The sequence below is a fragment of the Burkholderia sp. BCC1640 genome, assembly GCF_902833125.1.
Taxonomy (GTDB): Bacteria; Pseudomonadota; Gammaproteobacteria; order Burkholderiales; family Burkholderiaceae; genus Burkholderia; species Burkholderia diffusa.
In genome coordinates this window covers 37358-58314 of sequence record NZ_CADFEF010000009.1, presented here as the reverse complement: position 1 = coordinate 58314, position 20957 = coordinate 37358, and the positions used below count along the sequence as shown (strand labels likewise).

23 protein-coding genes are annotated in these 20957 nt (G+C 63.1%); all 23 read left to right on the top strand.

Annotated elements, in window-relative coordinates:
• Positions 1 to 49: 49 nt before the first annotated feature.
• The 23 genes from HWX25_RS12240 to HWX25_RS12130 all read left to right on the top strand — a co-directional run bounded on the left by HWX25_RS12240 (position 50) and on the right by HWX25_RS12130 (position 20940).
• Positions 50 to 2557, top strand: a complete 2508-nt coding sequence (locus HWX25_RS12240; protein ID WP_175908645.1) for a VapE domain-containing protein — start codon at positions 50 to 52, stop codon at positions 2555 to 2557.
• Positions 2558 to 2779: 222 nt separating this feature from the next.
• Positions 2780 to 3367 carry a hypothetical protein gene (locus HWX25_RS12235; protein WP_175908644.1) on the top strand — a complete coding sequence of 196 codons (588 nt, stop codon included), beginning with the start codon at positions 2780 to 2782 and terminating at the stop codon, positions 3365 to 3367.
• Between the two features lie 312 nt (positions 3368 to 3679).
• Positions 3680 to 4807 carry a hypothetical protein gene (locus tag HWX25_RS12230; RefSeq protein WP_175908643.1) on the top strand — a complete coding sequence of 376 codons (1128 nt, stop codon included), beginning with the start codon at positions 3680 to 3682 and terminating at the stop codon, positions 4805 to 4807.
• 328 nt (positions 4808 to 5135) lie between these two features.
• The gene (locus HWX25_RS12225; RefSeq protein ID WP_175908642.1) at positions 5136 to 5705 is read left to right on the top strand and encodes a MarR family transcriptional regulator; all 570 of its coding nucleotides are present in this window, start codon (positions 5136 to 5138) and stop codon (positions 5703 to 5705) included.
• Positions 5668 to 7641 carry a terminase gpA endonuclease subunit gene (locus tag HWX25_RS12220; protein ID WP_175908641.1) on the top strand — a complete coding sequence of 658 codons (1974 nt, stop codon included), beginning with the start codon at positions 5668 to 5670 and terminating at the stop codon, positions 7639 to 7641. Before HWX25_RS12225 ends, HWX25_RS12220 begins: the two co-directional genes overlap by 38 nt.
• A gap of 9 nt (positions 7642 to 7650) precedes the next feature.
• Complete coding sequence (locus HWX25_RS12215) at positions 7651 to 7857, top strand: hypothetical protein (RefSeq protein ID WP_059540509.1); 207 nt, start codon at positions 7651 to 7653, stop codon at positions 7855 to 7857.
• Positions 7854 to 9341: a phage portal protein gene (locus HWX25_RS12210; protein ID WP_175908640.1), complete on the top strand. Its 1488-nt coding sequence runs from the start codon at positions 7854 to 7856 to the stop codon at positions 9339 to 9341. Before HWX25_RS12215 ends, HWX25_RS12210 begins: the two co-directional genes overlap by 4 nt.
• A gap of 1 nt (position 9342) precedes the next feature.
• The gene (locus tag HWX25_RS12205) at positions 9343 to 10443 is read left to right on the top strand and encodes a head maturation protease, ClpP-related (protein WP_175908639.1); all 1101 of its coding nucleotides are present in this window, start codon (positions 9343 to 9345) and stop codon (positions 10441 to 10443) included.
• 29 nt (positions 10444 to 10472) lie between these two features.
• Positions 10473 to 10817 (top strand): head decoration protein, encoded by a 345-nt coding sequence (locus HWX25_RS12200; RefSeq protein WP_069227277.1) that lies wholly within the window; start codon positions 10473 to 10475, stop codon positions 10815 to 10817.
• 75 nt (positions 10818 to 10892) lie between these two features.
• On the top strand, positions 10893 to 11888 hold the full coding sequence (locus tag HWX25_RS12195; protein WP_175908638.1) for a major capsid protein: 996 nt from the start codon (positions 10893 to 10895) through the stop codon (positions 11886 to 11888).
• Between the two features lies 1 nt (position 11889).
• Positions 11890 to 12180: a hypothetical protein gene (locus tag HWX25_RS12190; RefSeq protein WP_059546359.1), complete on the top strand. Its 291-nt coding sequence runs from the start codon at positions 11890 to 11892 to the stop codon at positions 12178 to 12180.
• Between the two features lie 2 nt (positions 12181 to 12182).
• A complete protein-coding gene (locus HWX25_RS12185) occupies positions 12183 to 12713 on the top strand; it encodes a phage tail protein (RefSeq protein WP_175908637.1) in 531 nt (176 codons plus the stop codon).
• Complete coding sequence (locus tag HWX25_RS12180) at positions 12703 to 13227, top strand: hypothetical protein (protein WP_175908636.1); 525 nt, start codon at positions 12703 to 12705, stop codon at positions 13225 to 13227. The genes HWX25_RS12185 and HWX25_RS12180 overlap by 11 nt, the downstream gene beginning before the upstream one ends.
• Positions 13228 to 13230: 3 nt before the next feature.
• A complete protein-coding gene (locus tag HWX25_RS12175) occupies positions 13231 to 13911 on the top strand; it encodes a phage baseplate assembly protein V (protein ID WP_175908635.1) in 681 nt (226 codons plus the stop codon).
• A 59-nt stretch (positions 13912 to 13970) separates the two neighbouring features.
• Complete coding sequence (locus HWX25_RS12170) at positions 13971 to 14171, top strand: hypothetical protein (RefSeq protein WP_069227272.1); 201 nt, start codon at positions 13971 to 13973, stop codon at positions 14169 to 14171.
• Positions 14171 to 14506 (top strand): GPW/gp25 family protein, encoded by a 336-nt coding sequence (locus HWX25_RS12165; RefSeq protein ID WP_175908634.1) that lies wholly within the window; start codon positions 14171 to 14173, stop codon positions 14504 to 14506. The genes HWX25_RS12170 and HWX25_RS12165 overlap by 1 nt, the downstream gene beginning before the upstream one ends.
• A complete protein-coding gene (locus HWX25_RS12160) occupies positions 14503 to 15399 on the top strand; it encodes a baseplate J/gp47 family protein (RefSeq protein ID WP_175908633.1) in 897 nt (298 codons plus the stop codon). The genes HWX25_RS12165 and HWX25_RS12160 overlap by 4 nt, the downstream gene beginning before the upstream one ends.
• Entirely contained in the window at positions 15389 to 15967 is a 579-nt protein-coding gene (locus tag HWX25_RS12155; RefSeq protein WP_059542506.1) for a phage tail protein I, read from the top strand. The genes HWX25_RS12160 and HWX25_RS12155 overlap by 11 nt, the downstream gene beginning before the upstream one ends.
• Positions 15955 to 18009, top strand: a complete 2055-nt coding sequence (locus HWX25_RS12150; RefSeq protein WP_175908632.1) for a phage tail protein — start codon at positions 15955 to 15957, stop codon at positions 18007 to 18009. Before HWX25_RS12155 ends, HWX25_RS12150 begins: the two co-directional genes overlap by 13 nt.
• Before the next feature lie 16 nt (positions 18010 to 18025).
• Complete coding sequence (locus HWX25_RS12145) at positions 18026 to 18787, top strand: tail fiber assembly protein (RefSeq protein WP_175908631.1); 762 nt, start codon at positions 18026 to 18028, stop codon at positions 18785 to 18787.
• Between the two features lie 78 nt (positions 18788 to 18865).
• Entirely contained in the window at positions 18866 to 20035 is a 1170-nt protein-coding gene (locus tag HWX25_RS12140; protein WP_175908630.1) for a phage tail sheath family protein, read from the top strand.
• Between the two features lie 9 nt (positions 20036 to 20044).
• Positions 20045 to 20551, top strand: a complete 507-nt coding sequence (locus HWX25_RS12135; protein ID WP_175908629.1) for a phage major tail tube protein — start codon at positions 20045 to 20047, stop codon at positions 20549 to 20551.
• A gap of 86 nt (positions 20552 to 20637) precedes the next feature.
• On the top strand, positions 20638 to 20940 hold the full coding sequence (locus HWX25_RS12130) for a phage tail assembly protein (RefSeq protein ID WP_059545941.1): 303 nt from the start codon (positions 20638 to 20640) through the stop codon (positions 20938 to 20940).
• Positions 20941 to 20957: the final 17 nt, after the last annotated feature.

The following is a 20957-nucleotide window of genomic DNA, read 5'->3' as shown; positions in this document are numbered from 1 at the left end:
TCTGGCCGCGAGGCGCGGCCAAAGTAACTTTGATCGAGGGAATTTTTGTATGGCGACACTGGACCAGATCATTCAGCAATTGCGTGCGGCCGGACATCCCGACCTGCCCGCCGGGCATCCCGTCGCGGACGGCAAGCATCACCGGTACGGGCCACGCAAGAAATACTGGTATCAGCTTCGAGAGGTTGTCAGCAAGGGCGCTGTAATCGGCTATGGCGGTACGTTCGGTCACTTCTCGGGTGACGATCCGGGCACCGAGCGATTCGAATGGAGCGGTGCACCACTGAGCGAGGAAGTGCTCGCCGAGACGCGTCGCCGTCAGGAAGCGGCCGAACGCGAGCAGGCTGAACGCGACGCCCGGCAGGCGAAGCTCGCCGCAAACCGTGCGCGTGATCAGTGGAACCGGGCGTCTGAACAGGGCACGTCCGCGTACCTGGAGCGAAAGCAGATCATGGCCGAAGGCGTGCGCTTTGATACCGGCGGCACGATGTTCGTGCCGATGTACCAGTACGGCGACGAGGCTCGTCTCGTCGGCCTGCAGAAGATCACGCCTGACGGCGCGAAGCGCTTCAACAAGGGCATGGAGAAGAAGGGCGCATCGTGCTTGCTCGGCGTGGTGGGTGCTGACGATCAGATCGTCTTGGTCGCCGAAGGCTACGCGACCGCCCGCTCGATCCGAATGGCGCTGGACCGTGCCTTCGCCGTCGACGTCTGCTTCGACGCAGGCGGCATCCTGCCGACCGTGCGCCGCTTGCGTGCAACGCACCCGGACGTGCACGTGTTGATCTGCGCAGATGATGACTGGAAGATCGAGCAACGCATGCGCGAGTGGCTGGCCGACGAGTTCGGCTTCCGTGGCGAGCTGGTATTCGGTGCGGAGCCGGTTCGGATCGAGGCGAAGAATACGTGGTACATGGTCGCGGCAGCACGTCGCCGTGACGACAACGGCGTGCCCTACGTCGAAGTGAGCTACGGCAATGATGTGATGCCGGTGCGCCGCAAGCGTTTCGAGAACACCGGCCTTAAACGTGCGTACGAGGTGGCAGCCGAGGTCGACGACGTCAGCGTCGTCTATCCGGTATTCGCCAATCGTGGCGAGCGCAAGCTGACGGACTTCAACGACCTGCATGTCGAGGACGGTCTCGAATCCGTCGTCGGGCAGATGCAAGCGGCAATCTTGCGCGTCATCGCGCCAGCGAACGAAGACATCCGGCCGGCGACGGTGGCACCGTCGTCCGTAGACACGCCACAAACGCAACCGCACGCGGCGTCCGCTGCCGCAGAACAGCCCGAATGGGATGGCCGCGAAGCGGAGAACGGTGCTCATACGTGGGAGCAGGATCTCGCGCGCTCCGATAAGGGCACGCTTCTGCCGACGCTCGGCAATGTGCACATGATCCTGTCGAACCACAAGGCGTGGAAGGGCGTGATCGAGCAGGACGACTTCGGCGGGCGCGTCATGAAGCGCAAGGCGCCGCCGTTCCCGCAGGGCGTGACGGGCGAATGGACGGACATGGACGATCAACGCTGCGCGTTGTGGTTGTCGCAGCGGTATGGCCTGTCGGTGCGCACCGACATCGTGATGAACGCGGTGCTGCTGGTAGCAGACGCGACCCACTTCCACGATGTACGCGAATACCTCGAAGGGCTCAAATGGGACGGCGTGCCGCGTGTGCGGTCGATGCCGTCGACGTACCTGAGAGTGGCCGACAGCGAGTATGTACAGCTCGCCTTCATGAAGTGGATGATCGCGGCCGTCGCACGCGTGATGGAGCCCGGTTGCAAGGTCGACAACGTGCTGATCCTCGAAGGCAAGCAGGGGCACCGCAAATCGACCGCACTGAAGGTGCTGGCGGGTGCGTCGTGGTTCACCGACACGCCGATCCAGATCGGCAACAAGGATACGTACGCTGTTCTGGCGGGCAAGTGGGTGATCGAGCTGGCCGAACTGGATTCGCTGAACAAGGCTGACTCGTCGGCGGTGAAGAGCTTTTTCGCGACGGCCGTCGACCGGTTTCGCAACTTCTACGGCAAGCGGGCGACGGACGTGCCACGCCAGTGCGTGTTCGCCGGCTCGGTCAACTTCGACACGTACCTGAAAGACGAATCCGGCAACCGGCGTTACTGGCCGCTGCGTGTCGGAGGTCTGGTCGACATTGACGGCATCGTGGCCGTTCGTGACCAACTATGGGCCGAAGCCGTTCACCTGTACCGCTCGGGCGTCGTATGGCACGTGACCGAGCAGGAACGGCCGCTGTTCGAGATCGAGCAGGCAGAGCGCTACGAGGGCGACGTGTACGAGGACAAGATCGCCAAGGCTCTGGAATACGTGCCCCGCACGACGATGGAAGAGATCCTCGCCGACGTCCTGAAGCTCGACACGTCGAAATGGACGCTACCGGAGCAGCGCCGCATCGGCAAGGCGCTGAAGTCGCTCGGTTGGGTGCGCAAGCGCGAATCGACTGGATCGCGCGGCTGGTACTACGTGCGCGAAGAGCAAGAGCCCGAAGCCGAGCGCGAACTGGTCGCAGCGGGTGATGACGACAGTCCGTTGTGATTGCGTGGCGCGCTGTGCCTGCACGGCAAGCGCGCCACTGGCCCCGTCTTGGCGCGCTGCGGACGTCCCATGTCCCAATGTCCCAAGGCGCGGTCTCGGGCGCGGGTGCAGGGGCGCGACATGCGCGACGTGAGCGGCGCATGTCGCGCATGTCGCAGGCGCGCACCCCTGCAAGCCTTTTCCCTTGGGACATTGAGACATTAGGACGATAAGGAGAGGATGATGATCGATTTGATGGAGCGGGCAGGCATCGCAATGAGCGTTCGTGGTCAGTTCACCGACCCGATTGCCGATCCTAAAGTTACTTTGGGCGCACTCGCCTTTGCTAACGATCTCGGTCGCTTGCTGGTCCGGATCAAGGCAGGGCAAGAGACGAAGCCAGAGACGATCCGAAAAGCGACGTTGCTGTTTGCGCAGATGATCCGTTTGTCGGGCCGTTTCAAGCGCAGTCGCTTCACGGGCCTGAAGCGCGACGAGCGACGCGATCAGCGTGCCGGACATGAAGTCGAGCGTGCAAAGGCAGATATCGTCGAGCGCTTCGCACTGCGCGTCCTGGACGAGTGGATCAACGATCAGTGCGCGCGGTGCGAAGGGCGCGGCATCGTGCGGCGAGACGGTCGCTACATTTGCCCGGATTGCGCTGGCTCCGGCAAGCGCCCGATCGACGAAGCAGCGCGCGCGCTGGCGATCGGTGTGCCGCTCGATGAATACCGTCGCCACTGGTCGCGCCGCTTCCATGACATGCACGCGCTGCTCGATCATGTGAACGGATCGGTGTCCGACACAATGCGTCGACAGTTGCGAGAATGAAATGGCTTCCATTCCAAGAGCGGATCGCTTAAACTGCGCATATCCTTTACCGCGTCACTGGATATTCGCTGGCACCGCGCGTTAGTCGTGCAAACCTCTCGGGACATAAGAACAATTAAGGGTGCCCATTAGGTCGGTGGGAGGCGTTCGCCCTCGCGAAATAGAATTATCGAAGCCTCGAGTGCGAAAGCCTCGGGGCTTTTTGCTTCTCGTCGCGCGGATACGTTGCTCCAGCAACATCAATTGATGTTGGGCACCGGCAACTTCGATAGACGGAGTAGGTCTCGATTCGATATCATCGGAACATAAATATTGGGTTCACATCCTGAAACGGTGATCAAATTGGTGCCTACCTTGCTAGATGAGTATGACAAGTCCAAAGAAATGTACGCTTCCTTTGGCAAGGCGTTAGAAGGATTGGTGCGTCAACTCTTGGAGCATGCTGGGATCCGAGTGCTGGATGTCACGCATCGAATTAAGGATCGCGAAAGCGTAAAAAATAAGATTGCTCGAAAAAGCCAGGGTAAATATCGCGGCCTAAGGGATATGACCGATGTCTGTGGCCTTAGAGTTATTACTTACTTTGAGGATGATGTGAAGCGGGTGTGTGACATCATCGAGTCGGAATTCGAGATTGATCGAGATAATTCTATAGATAAATCCGCGACTCTTGAGCATGATCAATTTGGTTACCGTTCTGTTCATTATGTCGTATCAAACGGGCGTGTGAGAAGTGGGCTCGTCGAATATAGTAAATTTAACTTACTGTCGGCAGAGATTCAAGTTCGATCAATTCTCCAGCATGCGTGGGCTGAAATTGAGCACGATCTCGGTTATAAAACCGCTGAGGCGGTTCCTCTGCCTGTAAAGAGGCAATTTTCTCGATTGGCCGGATTGCTTGAGCTTGGTGATCAAGAGTTTACTGCAATTCGTGACCTAGTTAAGGATTATGTCGGTCAGTTGCCGTCAAAGTTGAATGAAACTCCTTCGCGTGTTGAGATCGATGCAGAATCGCTGTTGGTATTCGTGAATACCGATCCGCTGGTTAATATTATAGATATGAACATCGCGGCACTGCTTGGGGTGAAATTGGTAAATTCAGCCAGTGAGACTGCTGGCAGGAGGGTCGCGCCACTCAGAATGTTGTCTATCGTGACAATCGAGCAGTTGAGTGAGGCGCTTCGTGAGAATGAAGATATTGTTCCAATTTTCGCTAAAAGATGGGTTAGTTTTCGCAAGAATAACTATAAAGACGAGGAGCCGAGCGTCGATTTTACGGTTAGGGGCATATCAATATTCTATTTGCTGTATTTACTTTTCCTGCGAGACGATAGGCCGGGGGTTCTCGCTGAGTATCTGAAAGGAAATTTTTTCCCCAATGATGCGTTGGAGGATGATTTAAAGAAAGTTTACTCAGAGTTACCCAAGTCGCAAGCTTAGAGGAGCGGACTTTTGAAGCCCTGAGTGCGAAAGCCCTCAGGGCTTTTTGCATTGGGGCGCTGAAATGCGAATCGAGTCGACGAGCGCCGGGCCGAGCGAGGTCTGGTCGACGTGGGATGAAGATCGAAGCATGGGGCGCGTTACCGCGCGGTGCTTCGTGTGTGACGATGCGATGGACCGCGCAGGCGACGGAGCGACGGCCGATGTCGCGATCGGTGCCGGTCTGCCTACTTTTTGAGCAGGCGGGGACCCTCAGGGCATCGCCACACGCGGGGGCTCACACCCGCGTTTTTTCTCTACTGTCGAATCTCCATAGGGGGTCATATTCATGCCGACCCAACAACAGATTGCCGAGCATCTCGACCTCGACCAGTCGGCCGTTTCGCGCTTTGTCGACAAGGTCCAGCTCGACTATCGCGAGGCGACGCTCGATGCGATCCGCATCGCATATATCCGGCACCTGCGCGAGATGGCAGCGGGCCGCGCGAGCGGCACCGGCATCGATCTGGTCGCCGAGCGCGCGAAGACCGAGATCGTCGAGCGCGAGATCAAGCTGCTGACGCTGGCCGAGAAGAAAGGCCAGCTCGTGAACGTCGCGCAGCTGGAACAGGCGTTCGGCCAGATGGTCGGCGCATTTCAAACGGAACTGCTGGCGCTGCCCGACAAGCTGGTGCAGGAGCTGCGCGCACTCTACGACGTCGAGGTCGACGTCGAGTGGTTGAACGAGCATATGTATGGATGCCTTGAGCAGCTATCTCAATACGATCCAGACCGTCCAGGCGGTGATCCGAAGGATCGCGCAGCTGCTGCGCCCGCCGGAGAGGATTGGCACGACGGATTGGGCGCGTCAGTACCGGCGCATGAGTGCGAAGGCGACCGCGAGTCCCGGCCGTTATAACCCGAACATCACGCCGTGGGTGTTCGGCATGCATGCTGCGCTCGACGATCCTCGCGTGCAGAAAGTCGTCTGCATGAAGTCAGCGCAGGTCGCGTGGACTGACGGCGTGCTGTTGAACTACATCGGCCGGCGCATCGACGTCGATCCGTGCCCGATGATCGTGATGTTCGCCAAAGAGAAGTCGGCGAAGAAGTTCAACCTGGAGAAGTTCGAGCCTATGGTCGAGGTTACACCGCGCCTCGCTTCGAAGGTGCCGGTGCACGCCGGCCGCGACAAGAACAACCTGTGGGATCACAAGACCTTCCCGCGCGGCTTTCTGAAGTTCATCACGTCGAACGCGCCGGACGATGTGAAGTCGACACCGGCCCCGGTCGTCGCGGTCGAGGAGCCAGACGACGCGAACACCAACGTGCGCGATCAGGGCGATTCGATCACGCTGCTCGAGGAGCGCAACAAGAGTTACTCGGATAGCCGCCGCAAGGTGATTTTCGGCGGCACGCCGACAGTCGACGGCTTCTCGCGGATCCAGCAGGCGTTCGAGTCGTCGGATCAGCGCGTCTATCTGGTGCCGTGTCCGGACTGCGGTGAAGAGCATGAGCTTGCGTGGGAGAACGTGACCTGGTCGGAGGGGGCCGAGGTCGAGCACGAGGTGTTCGGCCGGGCGCAGCCCGAGACCGCGCGATACACGTGCCCGCACTGCGGCAGCCTGTGGGACGACAACGCCCGTATTCGCGCTGTGCGACGCGGCCGGTGGGTCGCGACCGCGCCGTTCTACGGTGTGGCCGGCTTCCGGCTGAACGAGCTGGTGTCGCCGTTTCCAGGCTCGCGCATGGGCGAGCTGGTCAAGAAGTGGCTGACCGCAGAGCGGGCGCTGCGTGCGGGTGACGACACGAAGATGCGCTCGTTCGTGAACAACACGCAGGGCCGACCGTACAAGTACAAGTCGGATCTGCCGGAGCTGGACCTGCTGGCCGAGCGGGCGCTGCCGTATGCGCCGTTCAGCGTGCCATCGCGTGGCCTGCTGCTCACCATCGGCGTCGACGTCCAGCACGATCGCATCGCGGTCGTCATCCGTGCGTGGGGCCGGGGCGAGGAAAGCTGGCTGGTGTTGTGGGACGAGTTGCACGGCAACGTACTGGAGCAGGGCGAGAATCCGCTGACCGGCGGCGTATGGGGCGCTCTGACCGAACTGCTGACGCAGGCATACCGACACGAATCCGGCGGACTTGCCCGGATTCGTGCGGCATCGATCGACTCGTCGGACGGCTCGACGTCGGACGCCGTGTACAAATATGTGCGGGCCGCTCAGCGGGCCGGCCTGAACGTGATGGCGATCAAGGGCGGTACCGATGTCGGTGCGGAGATTTTCAGCGTGCCGAAGGCGTCAATCGACTCGACGCGTAACAACAGCAAGGCCGCGAAATACGGCCTGCGACCGTTCATGGTCGGCGTCAGCAAGGCGAAAGACCTGATCCTGGACAACCGGCTCAAGCTGGACGGCGACGGGCCGGGGCGAATGCACTGGTACGTCGGCGTACGTTCCGACTACCTCACGCAGGTCACGGCCGAGGTGAAGGTGCCGGGGCGCGTCGGCGGCAAGCGGGTCTGGCAGAAGAAGGCGGGTGCGCGAAACGAAGCGCTCGACTGCGAAGCATATGCGTTGCATGCGGCGCGTAGCCTCAAGACGCACTTGCTGACCGAGCAGCACTGGTTGTTGGAGCAGCATCGCATTTCGCAGGTAACGCTGTTCGACGCGGTGCCGGTGATCGAGGCATTGCCGCTTGCTCAACCGTTCGAGCAACCACCCGATCCGCCGGACGAACCGATCGAAGTCGCCACGATGGCACCGAAACCACCCGAAACCCCGCCACCGAGCGGGGTTTCGCGCATTCAGGGCCGGCGTGTCGGTCGCTCGACGTACCTGAAACGCCGATAGGAGAAACACATGGCTTACACGATGAGGGACCTGCAGCGCATCCAGTCGGCGATCGCGAAGGGCGAACTGGAGGTCCAGTACGCAGATCGGAAGGTGCGTTACCGCTCGATTGCCGAGTTGCGCGATGCGCAGACCGAGATCATCCGGGCGCTGGACGGAGCGACTGGCCGCTCGCGGCTGGTTCGCCTGCGCCACGCCGGCAAGGGGGTGCGATGAGCCGCACGTATCCGGTTCTCGCGCAGCGCGGCTTTGTCGTGCCGACCCGGCTGAAGGCTGCTGCGTACGAATCGGCAGGCACGCGCGGGGCGCGGGCAAAGTCGTGGCAGGCATCGAGCGCGGGGCCGAACGCTTCGGTCGTGCAGAACCTGCCGCTGATGCGTCACCGTGCACGGGACGCGATCCGTAACGACCCGTGGGCGAAGACGGCGATCGCGCGTCTGGTGTCGAACACCATCGGCACCGGCATTCAGGCGCATCCGCAGCATCCGGACGCGGACGTGCGTCGCGCGCAAAAGCAACTTTGGGATGACAGCTCGGGGGAATTGGACGCCGACGGTGTGCACGACCTGTACGGCTTACAGACGCTCGCGGCGCGGGCGTTCTTCAGCGACGGCGAGGTGCTAGTGCGTCGTCGTCTACGCCCACTGCATGCCGCGCTGGCCGTGCCGATGCAGATTCAGCTGCTCGAAGGCGACATGCTGCCGGTCACGAAGAACGAGCCGATTCCAGGCGGCGAGATCATCAACGGTGTCGAGTTCAACGAAGACGGCGAGCGCGTCGCGTATCACCTGCTGCGCCGGCACCCGGGCGAGTACAACCGATATGCGGGTGACACGGTGCAGACGGTGCGCGTGCCGGCCGACGAGATCGCGCACGTCTTCCACGGGCTGCGGCCCGGTCAGGTGCGTGGCGTGCCGGAGCTATCGACGGTGCTGCTGCGGTTGCATTCGCTCGACAACTTCGACGACGCAGTGCTGTTCCGGCAGGAGGTGAGCAACCTCTTTGCCGGCTTCATCGTGAAGCCGCAGGCGGAGGTCGGCCCGCTCGGCGATCCAGTCTCCGGTGCGCCGATCGACTTCGACGTCGACGGGTTCTCGCCGGTGGTGTCGCTGGAGCCAGGTGCGATGCAGGAGCTGGCGCCGGGGGAAGACGTGAAGTTCGCGACGCCGCCCGGCGCGGGGGCCGATTACGCGCCGTTCATGCGCCAGCAGCTGATGGCGGCAGCGGCATCGGTCGGCATGCCCTACGAGGTGCTGACAGGCGATCTGCGCGATGTCAGCGACCGTGTCCTGCGCGTATTGCTCAACGAGTTCCGGCGCTCGATCGAGCAGCTGCAGCAGAACGTGTTCATCCATCAGTTCTGTCGGCGGATCTGGTCCTGGTGGGTCGACGCCTGTGCGCTGTCCGGTGCGATGCCGATGCCGAACTATCACCGCACCAGGCGCGAGTACGTGCGCGTGCGGTGGGTGCCGCAGGGTTGGCCGTATATCCATCCGGTGCAGGACGTGTCGGCCAAGCGCGCGGAAATTCGGGCGGGGCTGACCAGTCGCACCGGCGCAATTCTCGCGAAGGGCGAAGATCCGGAGCAGGTCGACGACGAGAACGCGGCCGACCAGCAGCGCGCGCAACGGCTCGGATTGCAGTACGACACGCACGCGACGGACGACACCGATCCGCTCGCGCACACGAATGGGGAGTGAGATGAAACGCAATCTTAAGTGGTGGGATATCCGGGCGCAGGCGAACGCGGCCGGCGAGGTCGAGATCCGGATCTACAACGAGATCGGCTTCTGGGGCACCGACGCACAGACGTTCGTGACGCAGCTCGATGCCGCAGCGGCCAACGCATCGGCGATCGTGGTCGCGATCAACTCGATGGGCGGTGATGTGTTCGATGCGTTCGCGATCTACAACGCGTTGCGTCGGCATGCGGGCAAGGTGAAGGTGCGGGTCGACGGCATTGCGGCATCGGCCGCATCGCTGATCGCGATGGCCGGCGACGAGATCGTGATGCCGGAAAACGCGATGTTGATGATCCACAACGCGCACACGGTGACGGCGGGCGAGGCGAAAGACCTGCGGCGCATTGCCGACCTGCTCGATAACGCAGGCGACGGGATTCTCGCGGCGTACGCAGCCAAGAGCGGTCAGTCGGTCGACGACATCCGGGCAATGATGGATGCCGAGACGTGGCTGACGGCCGCGCAGGCGAAGGAAAAGGGATTCTGCGACACGATCGAGGCAGCCGTGAAGCTGTCCGCGTCTGCAAGTTCGACGGCGCTGCTCGCGCGCTTCTCGGCGTTGCCCGACGTTGTGCGGGCGCTGGTCGACGAGACGGAGCCGAGCGACCCACCGCAGCCTCAGACCCCGCCGGATACGCCGCCCGAGCCGAGGCCCGATCCGGAGCAACCCGCTCCGCAGCCCGCGCCAGCGGCTCCGGACGTCTCGGCGCTGGCGTCGCATGTATTCGCGGCCTGCCGCGACGCGCGCCTGCCGCACTGCGCGGAGGCGATCGTGACGGCGACTGGCTTGAAGGACCGGGCAACGGTCGATGCGGCGATCCAGCAGGCGGCTGACATCGCCGGAATCTGCCTTGCGGCGAACGTGCCGGAGCTGACCGCGCAGTTCGTCGCTGACGGTCTGACGCCGGATCACGTACGTGCGCGGTTGTTCGAGCGCGTGACGGCATCGCAATCGCGCATCAATCCGCGTGCGCAGCCGACGGTGCAGAACGAGCCGCCGGTGGTGGCGAATGCGCCGCGTGCGGCGTCCATCTACGCGGCTCGCAAGAGCGGCAAGTAACTTTGACGATACCCGAGGAGGGAATACTCATGTCGAACGTGAAGGTACAGGGCAGCCAGACGGCGGAATTTCTGGTGTCGGAGGGCAACGGGCAGATTTCGCGCGAGCACATCATCGTGAAGGCCGGGCCGGCGCTGTCGGCCGGGCAGGTGCTCGGGGTGACGAGCACCGGCGAGTATGCGCCGTACGACAACGCGGCGAACGACGGGGCCGAAGTCGCTGCGGCGGTGCTGTATGCACCGCTGGCAGCGTCCGAGGCACCGCGCTCGGCGACCGGCATTGTGCGACTCGCCGAGGTCGCCGCCGCACGCCTGACCGGTCTGAATGCGGCAGCGCGCACCGATCTCGCGGAACGCCATGTGATCGTCCGCTGATCGCAGCACAACTGATTCCGAAGGCCACGCATCGCGCGTGGCCTTTTTTGTGTCCATTTCCTTGTTGGAGGTTGTATGGCGGACATCGCCCTGTTTCAAGATGAAGCGTTCTCGCTGTCGTCGCTCACCGCAGCGATCAACGACCAGCCGCACGTGCCGGGCCGCGTCGGTGCGCTCGGCCTGTTCGAAGAGGATGGCATCACCACGACGACGATCCAGATCGAGCGCGACGGCGACACGCTGTCCCTCGTCTCGGCCGGTGAGCGCGGCTCGCCGTCGGCGATCGTGGTTGGCAGCAAGCGCAGCATGATTCCGTTCAATACCGTGCACCTGCCGCAGCGTGCCTTCGTGAAGGCCGACGAGATCCAGAACCTGCGTGCGTTCGGTTCCGAAACGGAGCTGGAGGCGCTGCAGACCGTCGTGAACCGGCGGCTCGCGAAACTGCGTCGCCAGCTCGACGCGACGCACGAGTTCCACCGCATCGGCGCGATCAAGGGCGCGGTGCTCGACGCCGACGGCAAGACGGTACTGATCGATCTTCTGCAGTACTTCGGCATCGAGCAGACTGTGATTCCGTTCGAGCTGGGCAAGGCTGAAACAGAGATCCGCGTGAAGTGCGTCGACGTGCAGGACGCGATCGAAGATGCGCTGGGCGCGACGACCTACACGGGCGTGCGCGTGCTTTGCGGCCGGGCATTCTGGAACAAGCTGATCGTCGCGAAGACCGTGAAGGAAACGTATCTCGCGACCGCGATGGCGGCGTCCCTGCGGGGCGATGCGCGCGACGCATTCGACTTCGGCGGTTGCACGTTCGAGCGCTATCGCGGTCGTGTCGGCGACATCGGCTATGTGGCCGACGACGAAGCGTATGCGGTGCCCGAAGGCGTGCCGGAGCTGTTCATTACGCGCTTCGCGCCGGCTGACTATGTCGAAGCAGTGAACACGACGGGCCTGCCGTACTACGCGAAACAGGAACTGGCGCAGTTCGGCAAGGGCGTCGACCTCGAGGCGCAGTCGAACCCGGTGCACCTGTGCACGCGCCCGAAGGCGATCGTCAAGCTGAAGGCGTGATATGGCGTTCCGGGATCTGATCGCGGACGTCGATGCGGCAGTGCTGCGTGATCTCGGCGACGCGGATATCACGATCGACGGTCGGCCCGTCGACGGGATGTTCACGTCGCCGTGGCTCGGTCCGGATCTCGGAACGCAGCGCACGCAGCTCGTGGCGCCCGTCCTGCATATCACCGACGCCGATGCGGTCGACGTGACCGAGGGCAGCATCGTCGTGACGCCGAGCGGGCGTTACCGCGTGTTCGAGCTGCACCCCGATGGGACTGGCTGGACGATCCTGATTCTGAGGTGACGATGGATTTGCTGAAGGTCGAGATCGACGTGAAGGGGGCGCTCGAAGCGCTCGCGGGCCTGCCGCCTGCAGCGATGCAGGTGGCATGGCGGCGCACGCTGCGCAAGACAGGCGCGTGGATCCGGAGCCAGACGGCGAAGGAGGTCGGTAATGCGACTGGCATCCAGCAGAAGCTGCTGCGGCAGCGGATGTATTTCTTCATGCGGTCGGCCGATACCGGGAAGGTGTGGCTCGGTTTGAATCCGATCGAGGCGCACCGCCTAGGTTCGGTTCGACGCACGAAGAAGGGCATGCGGGCCGGTAAATCGTTGTTCGAGAGCGCGTGGCGCAAGACGAATCGACAGCCGGACGGGCCGATCTACCGACGTATCGGGAAAGAGCGGACGCCGTTCGAGGTGGTGAAGGTCGAGTGGTCGCAGACCGGCGATCCGGCGTTTCGCCGGGCCGCACAGGCATGTGAGGCCCGGCTGATGACGGTGCTGCGGCAGGAGGTCAACTATGAACTGCAGAAGGCGATGAATCGTGCTCGATAACCTGAAGCAACTGCATGACGGGATCGAGGCGGGGCTACGGCAACGCCTCCCGGACCTCGAACGCATTCATGCGTATCCGAAGATCGGCAAGGCGATCGAAACGCCTTTCGTCGCAATCGAGCTTGCAGAGCTGGAGCCGGGACACGACGACGGCACGGGCCGCGTGCCGCTAATCGCGCGTATGCAGGCCCGCGTGATCGTCGACCCGCTGGTGCCTGATGCCGAGTTGCAGGTGCGCGAGCTGTCCGCTCGCGTGCTGCAAACGGTGCACGGGGCGACGTGGGGGCTGCCCGTGACGCCGGGTAGGCAGGTCGGGTCGGCGGGCGTTGATCCGTTTCGCCCGGAGCTGGACACGTATCTCGTCTGGCTCGTTGAATGGGTGCACGAATTCGACCTGGGCGACGTGTTCGAGCCGCCGACGAAAGGCCGCTCGGTGCTGTGGGGTCTCGATCCGGAGACGGGTCCGGGACACGAAGACCAGTACTGGAGTGCGGCCGATCAGGATGCGAGGTGACCTGTGAGCGACTTCGAGCTTGGTGAGATGGATCGCCGCATGGCATGTCTGACACAGTCCGCGGTCGTCGAGGCGGTCACGTACGATCCGCCGCGCGTGAAGGTGCGCATCGGCGATTGGGTGAGCGACTGGCTCAAATGGCAGGCGGGTGCCGCTGGCAAGGTTCGACAGTGGCGTCCGCCGTCCGTCGACGAAGAGGTCGCACTGTGGGCGCCGTCCGGTGATCTCGCGGGCGCATTCGTCGCGCCCGGTTACTACACCGAGCAGCACGGCGGGTCTGGCCGGTCGAATCCCGACGAGACTGCAACCGACTTCCCGGATGGCGCATTCGAACAGTACAACCATGCGAGCCATGAATACGTGCTGTCGGTGCCGGCCGGTGGCCGGATCGTGTTCCGTATCGGCGAAACCGAGTTCGAGCTGAAGGCGGACGGCGCGATGCTGCGCAGCGCGAAGCTGCTCGCCGATGTGCCGGACTCGACGTTCACCGGCAACACGACGACCGAGCAACTGTTGACGTTCAACGGCGGCATGCAGGGCAAGTCGGGTAAGGGCGGCGGTGTCGCGATGAAGATCGTGGGCGGTGCTGAATATACCGACGACGTCGTTGCGGACGGTAAGTCGCTCATTAGACACCGGCACCGCGAGCAAGATGACGGCGAGCTGGTCGGGCCGCCGGTTTGATCAATTCAAAGTGACTTTGGACCCCGCGCGTGCGGGGTCTTTCGTTTGTGGAGGTGGTTATGGCGAAAGACGCACGGCAAGGTAGCGGCACGGTCCCCGTGACGTTCATCGATACCGAGTTTCACAGCCGAATCGTTGTGTTTCCCGATGGTTCACACATCGCCGTGCTGGCGGGCAAGGCAACTGTAACGGAGCCGCAGCACATCAAATATCTCGACTCTCGCGCGGACTTCAAGCGCGTTGACGTGCAGGTGCAGTGATGGTCGCGCTGGTCGGTATGTGTCGCCGCACGGGCCGATTGATCGGCGGCGTCGAGCATCTTGTGCAGAGCGTCGCGGACATTCTCGGCACGCGCAAAGGAACGCGGCGCGAGCGTCCCGAGTACGGTTCGGATCTCCCGGCGATGGTCGACATGCCGATCACGCGCGGCTGGATCTCGGCGGCGCAGGCTGAATCTGCGCGCGCAATCGTCCGCTGGGAGCCGCGCCTTCAACTGGATCGCGTGAACGTGCTGTCTGTCGTGGATGGCAAAGTAACTTTTCGAATCGCCGGGCAATACAACGGCGATGACGTCGTATTCGAGGTGACGACATGACAGTAATCGATCTGTCGGCGCTTGATCCGCCCGATCTCGTCGAAACGCTGGACTTCGAGGCCGCGTATCAGTTCAAGCTGCAGCATTTCAAGAGCATCTATCCGGACTGGACGGCCGCGCTTGAATCCGATCCGGTCGTGAAGCTGATCGAGCTGGCCGCGTACGACGAAGTTCGGTTTCGTGCGCGCGTGAACGACGGGGGGCGTGCCGTGTTGCTGGCCTACGCGACGGGCGCCGATCTCGAACATCTGGCGGTGCTCTGGAATCTGCAGCGGGAGACGGTCGACCCCGGAGATCCGGAAGCGCACCCGCCGGTGCCGGCGACGGTCGAGCGCGACGACCGCCTGCGTTTGCGCACACAGATGGGGATCGAGCGATCGTCGACGGCAGGCCCGTTTGGCGCGTATCGATCGCTCGCGATGGACGCGTCGCCGGACGTTGCCGACGTGCGCGTCGATCGCCCGGAGGGTGGTGTGGTGCGCGTGGTCGTGAAGTCGTATTCGAACGGTGGAGTAGCGAGTGCGGCATTGCTCGACACGGTACGCCGCGCACTTTCGCCGGAAGACCGTCGACCGCTGAACGACACGCTCCTGGTCGTCGCGGCCCGCCCCGTCAATTACACGATCGTCGCCGACGTGTACGTCGGGCGGGGACCGGATCCGGGTGTCGTGATCGCCGCACGTCGACAGGATCTGGATATCGCGGTCGCCGCAGGCGAAGCGCTGCGTGTGGGTATGCCGCGTTCGGCCGTGACCGGGGCACTGCATCCGAAGGCATCGGGTGTCGTGCGCGTCGACCTGAAGTCGCCGGTCGCCGACGTCGTATGCGCGATCGACCAGTTCGCGCGTTGCACGTCGATCGTACTCAATCCAAAGGTGGCCGATGACGATTGAAGCGTTGTTGCCAACAAACCAGACGAGTCTCGAAGCTGCGCTCGCACAGGTGATGCGCCCGAGCGTCGACCCGGACGTGATCAGGACGCTATGGGATGCGGATCGCTGCCCGGCTGCGTTCCTGCCGTGGCTCGCATGGTCGCTCGCGGTCGACGGGTGGGAACTGGCCGAGTCCGAAGACGCACGCCGAGCGCTGATCAAATCGTCGCTGGCGATCTACCAGAAGAAGGGCACGCCGTGGGCAATCCGCGAGATCGTGCGGCGGCTCGGCTTCGGCGAGATCGATATTCAGGAAGGGCGGCAGGTCAAGCGCCGCGACGGATCGGTGAAGCGCAATGGTCGATATCTGTATGGCGGGTCCGCCGCCTGGGCCGAATACATCGTCACATTGAAGCAGCCGGTGACGCGCGATCAAGGCGAAAACCTGAAGCGCGCGATTGAGCGCTACGCGCCAGCGCGCAGCTTGCTCGCATGGCTCGATTTTTCTGAGGTTGCGATCCGACACAACGGCGTCGCAACGCGCAACGGTCAATATACGCGAGGGGTAATCGGAACATGGCCGATTTGAAGGAAGAGAGTAAGTGGGAGCCGGGAATTCGACAGTTCGAGACGTCGGATCAAGTGCTGGGTGGCCCGGACGGGGTCGACAACATCGCAATCAGGCAGCTTGGAAACCGCACGCGCTACCTCAAGGACCGAGCGGATGCAGCCGACAAAGTTGCTTTGGGACTTGGGACGCGGGCGGACGCGACGGACAGGAAGGTCGCCGACCTCGGGACGCGTGCGGATGCGACGGACAAGAAGGTCGCCGATCTCGGGACGCGCGCCGATGTGGCCGACAAGAAGGTCGCAGACCTCGGCACGCGCGCCGATGCGGCTGACAAGAAGATCGGTGATCTCGGCAACGACAAGGTTGCCAAGGCCGGCGATGCGCTGAAGGGTAAGCTGCTCGGGAAGGTCGGTGCAATCACGCCGAACAACACGAACAATGCAGGCTTCGCGTTTGACGGAGATCCCGACACGGGGATGTTTTCGCCGGCAGACGGACACCTGCAGCTCGGTGCGCAGGGCGTACCGTACGTCGTGATGCAGGCCAACAATCTGACGCTCGGAGCGGCCGGGTCGCTGTCGTTCATCGCCGGCAAGACCGAGCGCGGCCGCATCACGGCGGAGGGGCGATGGTTGGTCGGAGGAGCGGCGGATGACGGTTCCAGCACAATGCTCGTCCAGAATCCCGCGACAGGCTATGCCATCGCCGCGAGGCGGCCTGATATCGGTGCGCAGTATCTCGCGCTCGGTGCCGCTGCGGGTGTCGGCAACAACCCGAAAGACAACACGCTCGCGAGCTATTCCGATCCGGGGGCGGCCAAGTCGCTGATCATTGCTGCGTCGACAGACGCCGCAAACACGGCTCCGACGAACGGTGCGCTCGGTATTCGGTTCACGATTCTCGACATCACGCGAGCGCAGATCGGGCAAACGGGGAACATGATCGTCGGCACGTCGGCGGCAGATCGGGAGACGGGGCGGCTTCAGGTAGTCGCGGATGCGACGGGCTACGCTGTTGTGGCGTACCGCACCGGAAATGCCGCTCAGTACATCGGCATCGGCGCTGCACCGGACGGACCCGGTGGCGTGATCGACAACTACATCGATGCGTACTCGCAGACGGCGGCCGGCAAGATCCTGTATTTGAACTCGACGACCGACGCGAATAACACCGTGCCGACCGGCGGACGACTCGGGATCGGATTCAACATCCTCGGTCAAACGAAGATGATGCTGAATCAGGCCGGGCGATTGCTGATCGGTGAGGTCGCTGACGACGGCTCGTCGTTGGTTCGGGTCGGGGGCACGGTGAGGGCGACGGCACCCCCTGCTGGCGACAGTTCGGACAAGCTGATCACGTCGGCGTGGTTTGCGGCGGCCGTCGCCAATGTCCAGATCGGGCAGATCGTGTGGGAGGCCCGAACTGCGCCGCGTGCGGGATTCCTGAAGCTGAACGGCACCGAGCTGAAGCGGACGGACTACCCGCTGCTGTGGGCGTACGCGCAGGCGAGCGGAGCAATCGTCGCAGATGCGGACTGGGGCAAGGGGCGTCACGGTTGCTTTTCAACCGGAGACGGAAATACAACGTTCCGACTGCCGGATCTTCGCGGCGAGTTTATCCGCTGCTGGGACGATGCGCGCGGTGCCGATGCGCAGCGCCAGATCGGCAGCTGGCAGGACAGCTTGAACCGCGCGCATGCGCACGGCGCATCTGCCGCCGCCGTGGGTGATCACTCCCACAGCGCATGGACCGATTCACAGGGTTGGCACGGTCACAACGTCAGTCAGCAGCCGCACGCGCACGGCTTCGGTCTTGGATCGAACGGAGCGTATTCGACCTCGACCGGCCGTGGCTACGGGATGGACAACGGTCGCGCCAACAATCTCGGCACCGATGGCGCGACGATCGCGATTGGCATTGAAGGGTCCGGTGCACACGGCCACAACGTCGGAATCGGCGGGGCCGGCGCCCACTCGCACACGATCAGCGTCGCGGCTGACGGTGGCAACGAAAGCCGTCCGCGCAACATTGCGCTACTCGCGATGATTCGGGCTTACTAAGAATTCGAGGACAAACATGCTTTGCAATCAATACGACAATCAAACCGGGCGCTACATCGCGAGCTTTCTCGCGGAACGCGACCCGATGGACGCGAATCGCTATCTCGTGCCGGCCTTCTGCACGCTCACGCCTTTGCCGGAAGTGCCGACGCGCTCCTGGCCGTTCTGGCAGGACGGCAAATGGAAGATGCAGCCGGACTATCGCGGGGTGCGCCTGTATCGAACCGATACGGGTGAAGCGGGCGAGATCACGGTCGCGGGTGTGACGCCCGACGACGCGGGATTGACCGAGGTGCCGCGTCCGTCCGATGAATACATCTGGAAAGACGGCGCTTGGGTGCTCGATGAGGCTGTCGTTGCGGAGCGCGTACGTGAAGCCGCGATGGAGGATTTCTACGCGCGCATGGAAAAAGCGCGTCAGCAGAATCTCGGGAAGTCGGACGCGCGTGTGACGGGTTTGCTGTCGGATATCGAGTCGGCGACGTTCGACGCGTGGGCCGCGTATCAGGTCGCACTGGTCGGCGTGGTCGATTCGCCGACCTTCCCGAGCGACGTTGCATGGCCGGCCGAGCCGGACCCTGCGGCGTTGCTCGCCAAGGTCGAGGCGCAGCGGGCGGAGAAGGCTGCACGTGAGGCCGAGGAAGCCGCTCGGCGCGAGGAGGAGGCGGCGCACCGCAATGAGGCGGGCGAGACACCCCCTGACGCGGAATTCGCGGCGCCGGCTGACAGTGACGGCGCGAGCGACACCGAGCCGCCCACCGAGGTCGACGCAAAGTAACTTTCCCGGCGCGTTCGTGCGCCGTCCTGTTTCGTAAGCCGCTCACTCGAGCGGCTTTTTTCATTTCTGGAGATCCGCATGGCAGCGACTTCGTTTTTTCACGGTATCACGACGACCATCGTCGACAGCGGCCCGCGCACGATTGCGGTGCCGTCGTCGTCGGTCGTCGGCCTGACCGACACCTACACGCCTGGCGCGGGTCTGGCGCAGCCGAATATGCCGGTTCAACTGACGAGCTACGGCGACGCGGTGCGGGCGTTCGGCGAAAAGAGCGCGATCGCCCGCTCGGCGCGTGCGATCTATGCGCAGAGTAGTGCGGTCGTCGTTGCGGTCGGTGTCGCATCCGTCACCGACGCGGCGCAGCTCACGTCCGCGATTGTGGGCGGTGTCACCGCAGGCGGTGCCCGCACCGGCATGCAAGCGCTGCTCGACGCAAAGTCGCTTTTCAACACGCAGCCGCGTCTGCTGATCGCGCCGGGCCACACGTCGAAGCAACCGGTCGCAACAGCCGCTGATTCGCTGGCCGGCAAGCTGCGCGCGGTCGCCGTGATCGACGGCCCGAACAGCGACGATGCGGCGGCGATTGCGTACGCGAAGAATTTCGGCAGCAAGCGCCTCTACATGGTCGACCCCGGCGCGAAGGCGTGGGACAACGCGACGAACGGCGAGATCTCGCTGCCGGCGTCGACGTACGCAGCGGGGCTGTTCTGCCAGACCGACGCGAAGATCGGTTTCTGGGCGTCGCCGTCGAACAAGGAGATCGTCGAGATCACGGGCACGGGCCGGCCGATCGAATACCTCGACGGCGACGAGACGTGCCGCGCGAACCTGCTCAACAACGCGAACATCGCGACGATCATTCGTGACGGCGGCTTTCGCCTGTGGGGCAACCGCACGCTGTCGGCCGATCCGAAATGGAAGTTCGTCACGCGCGTGCGCACGCTCGACATCGTCATGGATGCGGTGCAGGCCGGCCACAAGTGGGCGGTCGACCGTGGCATCACGGCGACGTACGTCAGTGACGTGACCGAGGGGCTGCAGGCGTTCATGCGCGACCTGAAGCGTCAGGGCGCAGTGATCAATTTCGAGGTCTACCCGGACCCGCAGCTGAACACGGCGAGCCAACTCGAAGACGGCAAGGTGTACTGGAACATTCGCTTTACGGACGTGCCGCCGGCCGAGAACCCGATTTTCCGCTTCGAGGTCACGAACCAGTGGCTGACCGAAGTGCTCGATAACCAGATCTAAGGGGGAGCGATGATTCCGGAAACTCTGTACAACTGCAACACGTTCGTCGATGGCCGTAGCTATGCTGGTCGTGCGACGAGCATGACGCCGCCGAAGCTGAAACTCAAGACGGACGACTTCCGCGCGGCCGGCATGGATGCGGCGGTCAAGGTCGATCAAGGCATGGAAGCGCTCGAAGCGTCGTTCGCGATGGCGACGATGGAGTACGACGTGCTGAAGTTCTTCGGGCTGGTGGATCAGGGCGCGTTCAACGGCGTGTTTCGCGCGGTATTCAAGGATCGCAGCGGCAATTCGAAGAGCGTCGTGGTGTACCTGCGCGGCATGCTCTACGAAGTCGATCCGGGCGAGTGGAAGCCGGGCGACAAGGTCGACGCGAAGTTCAACGTATCGTGCGACTACTACAAGCTGGAGATCGACGGCGCGGTCGTGCACGAGATCGACATCTTCGCATGCAAGCGCGTCATCAACGGCGTGGATCAGCTCGCCGACATTCGCAAGAAGCTCGGCATGGCGTAACCGTCATTCGACGGACATGTTGCAAAGTTACTTTATTCAATCAATGGCGAGCCGGCGGCTCGCCATTTTTCATTTCAGGAACCGCAATGGACAAGGTCACGGTCAAGCTCGACTATCCGATCAAGCTCAACGGTGTCGAGTGCGACACCTTCACGATGCGTCGGCCGAAGGTGCGCGACATGCGTGGCGCGCAGAAGCTCGCGCCAAACGATGCCGAAGAGCAGGAGCTGATCCTGTTCGCGTCGCTCGCCGAGATCGCGCCGAGCGATCTCGATGCGATGGATATGGCTGATTACGAGCGCGTGCAGGACGCCTACTACTCCTTTCGATCCGTACGCAAAGCTGGACCGAAAGACGCTCAAGGCGCTGGCGAATCGGCTGCTGCGTGAACTGGGCATGTCGCCGG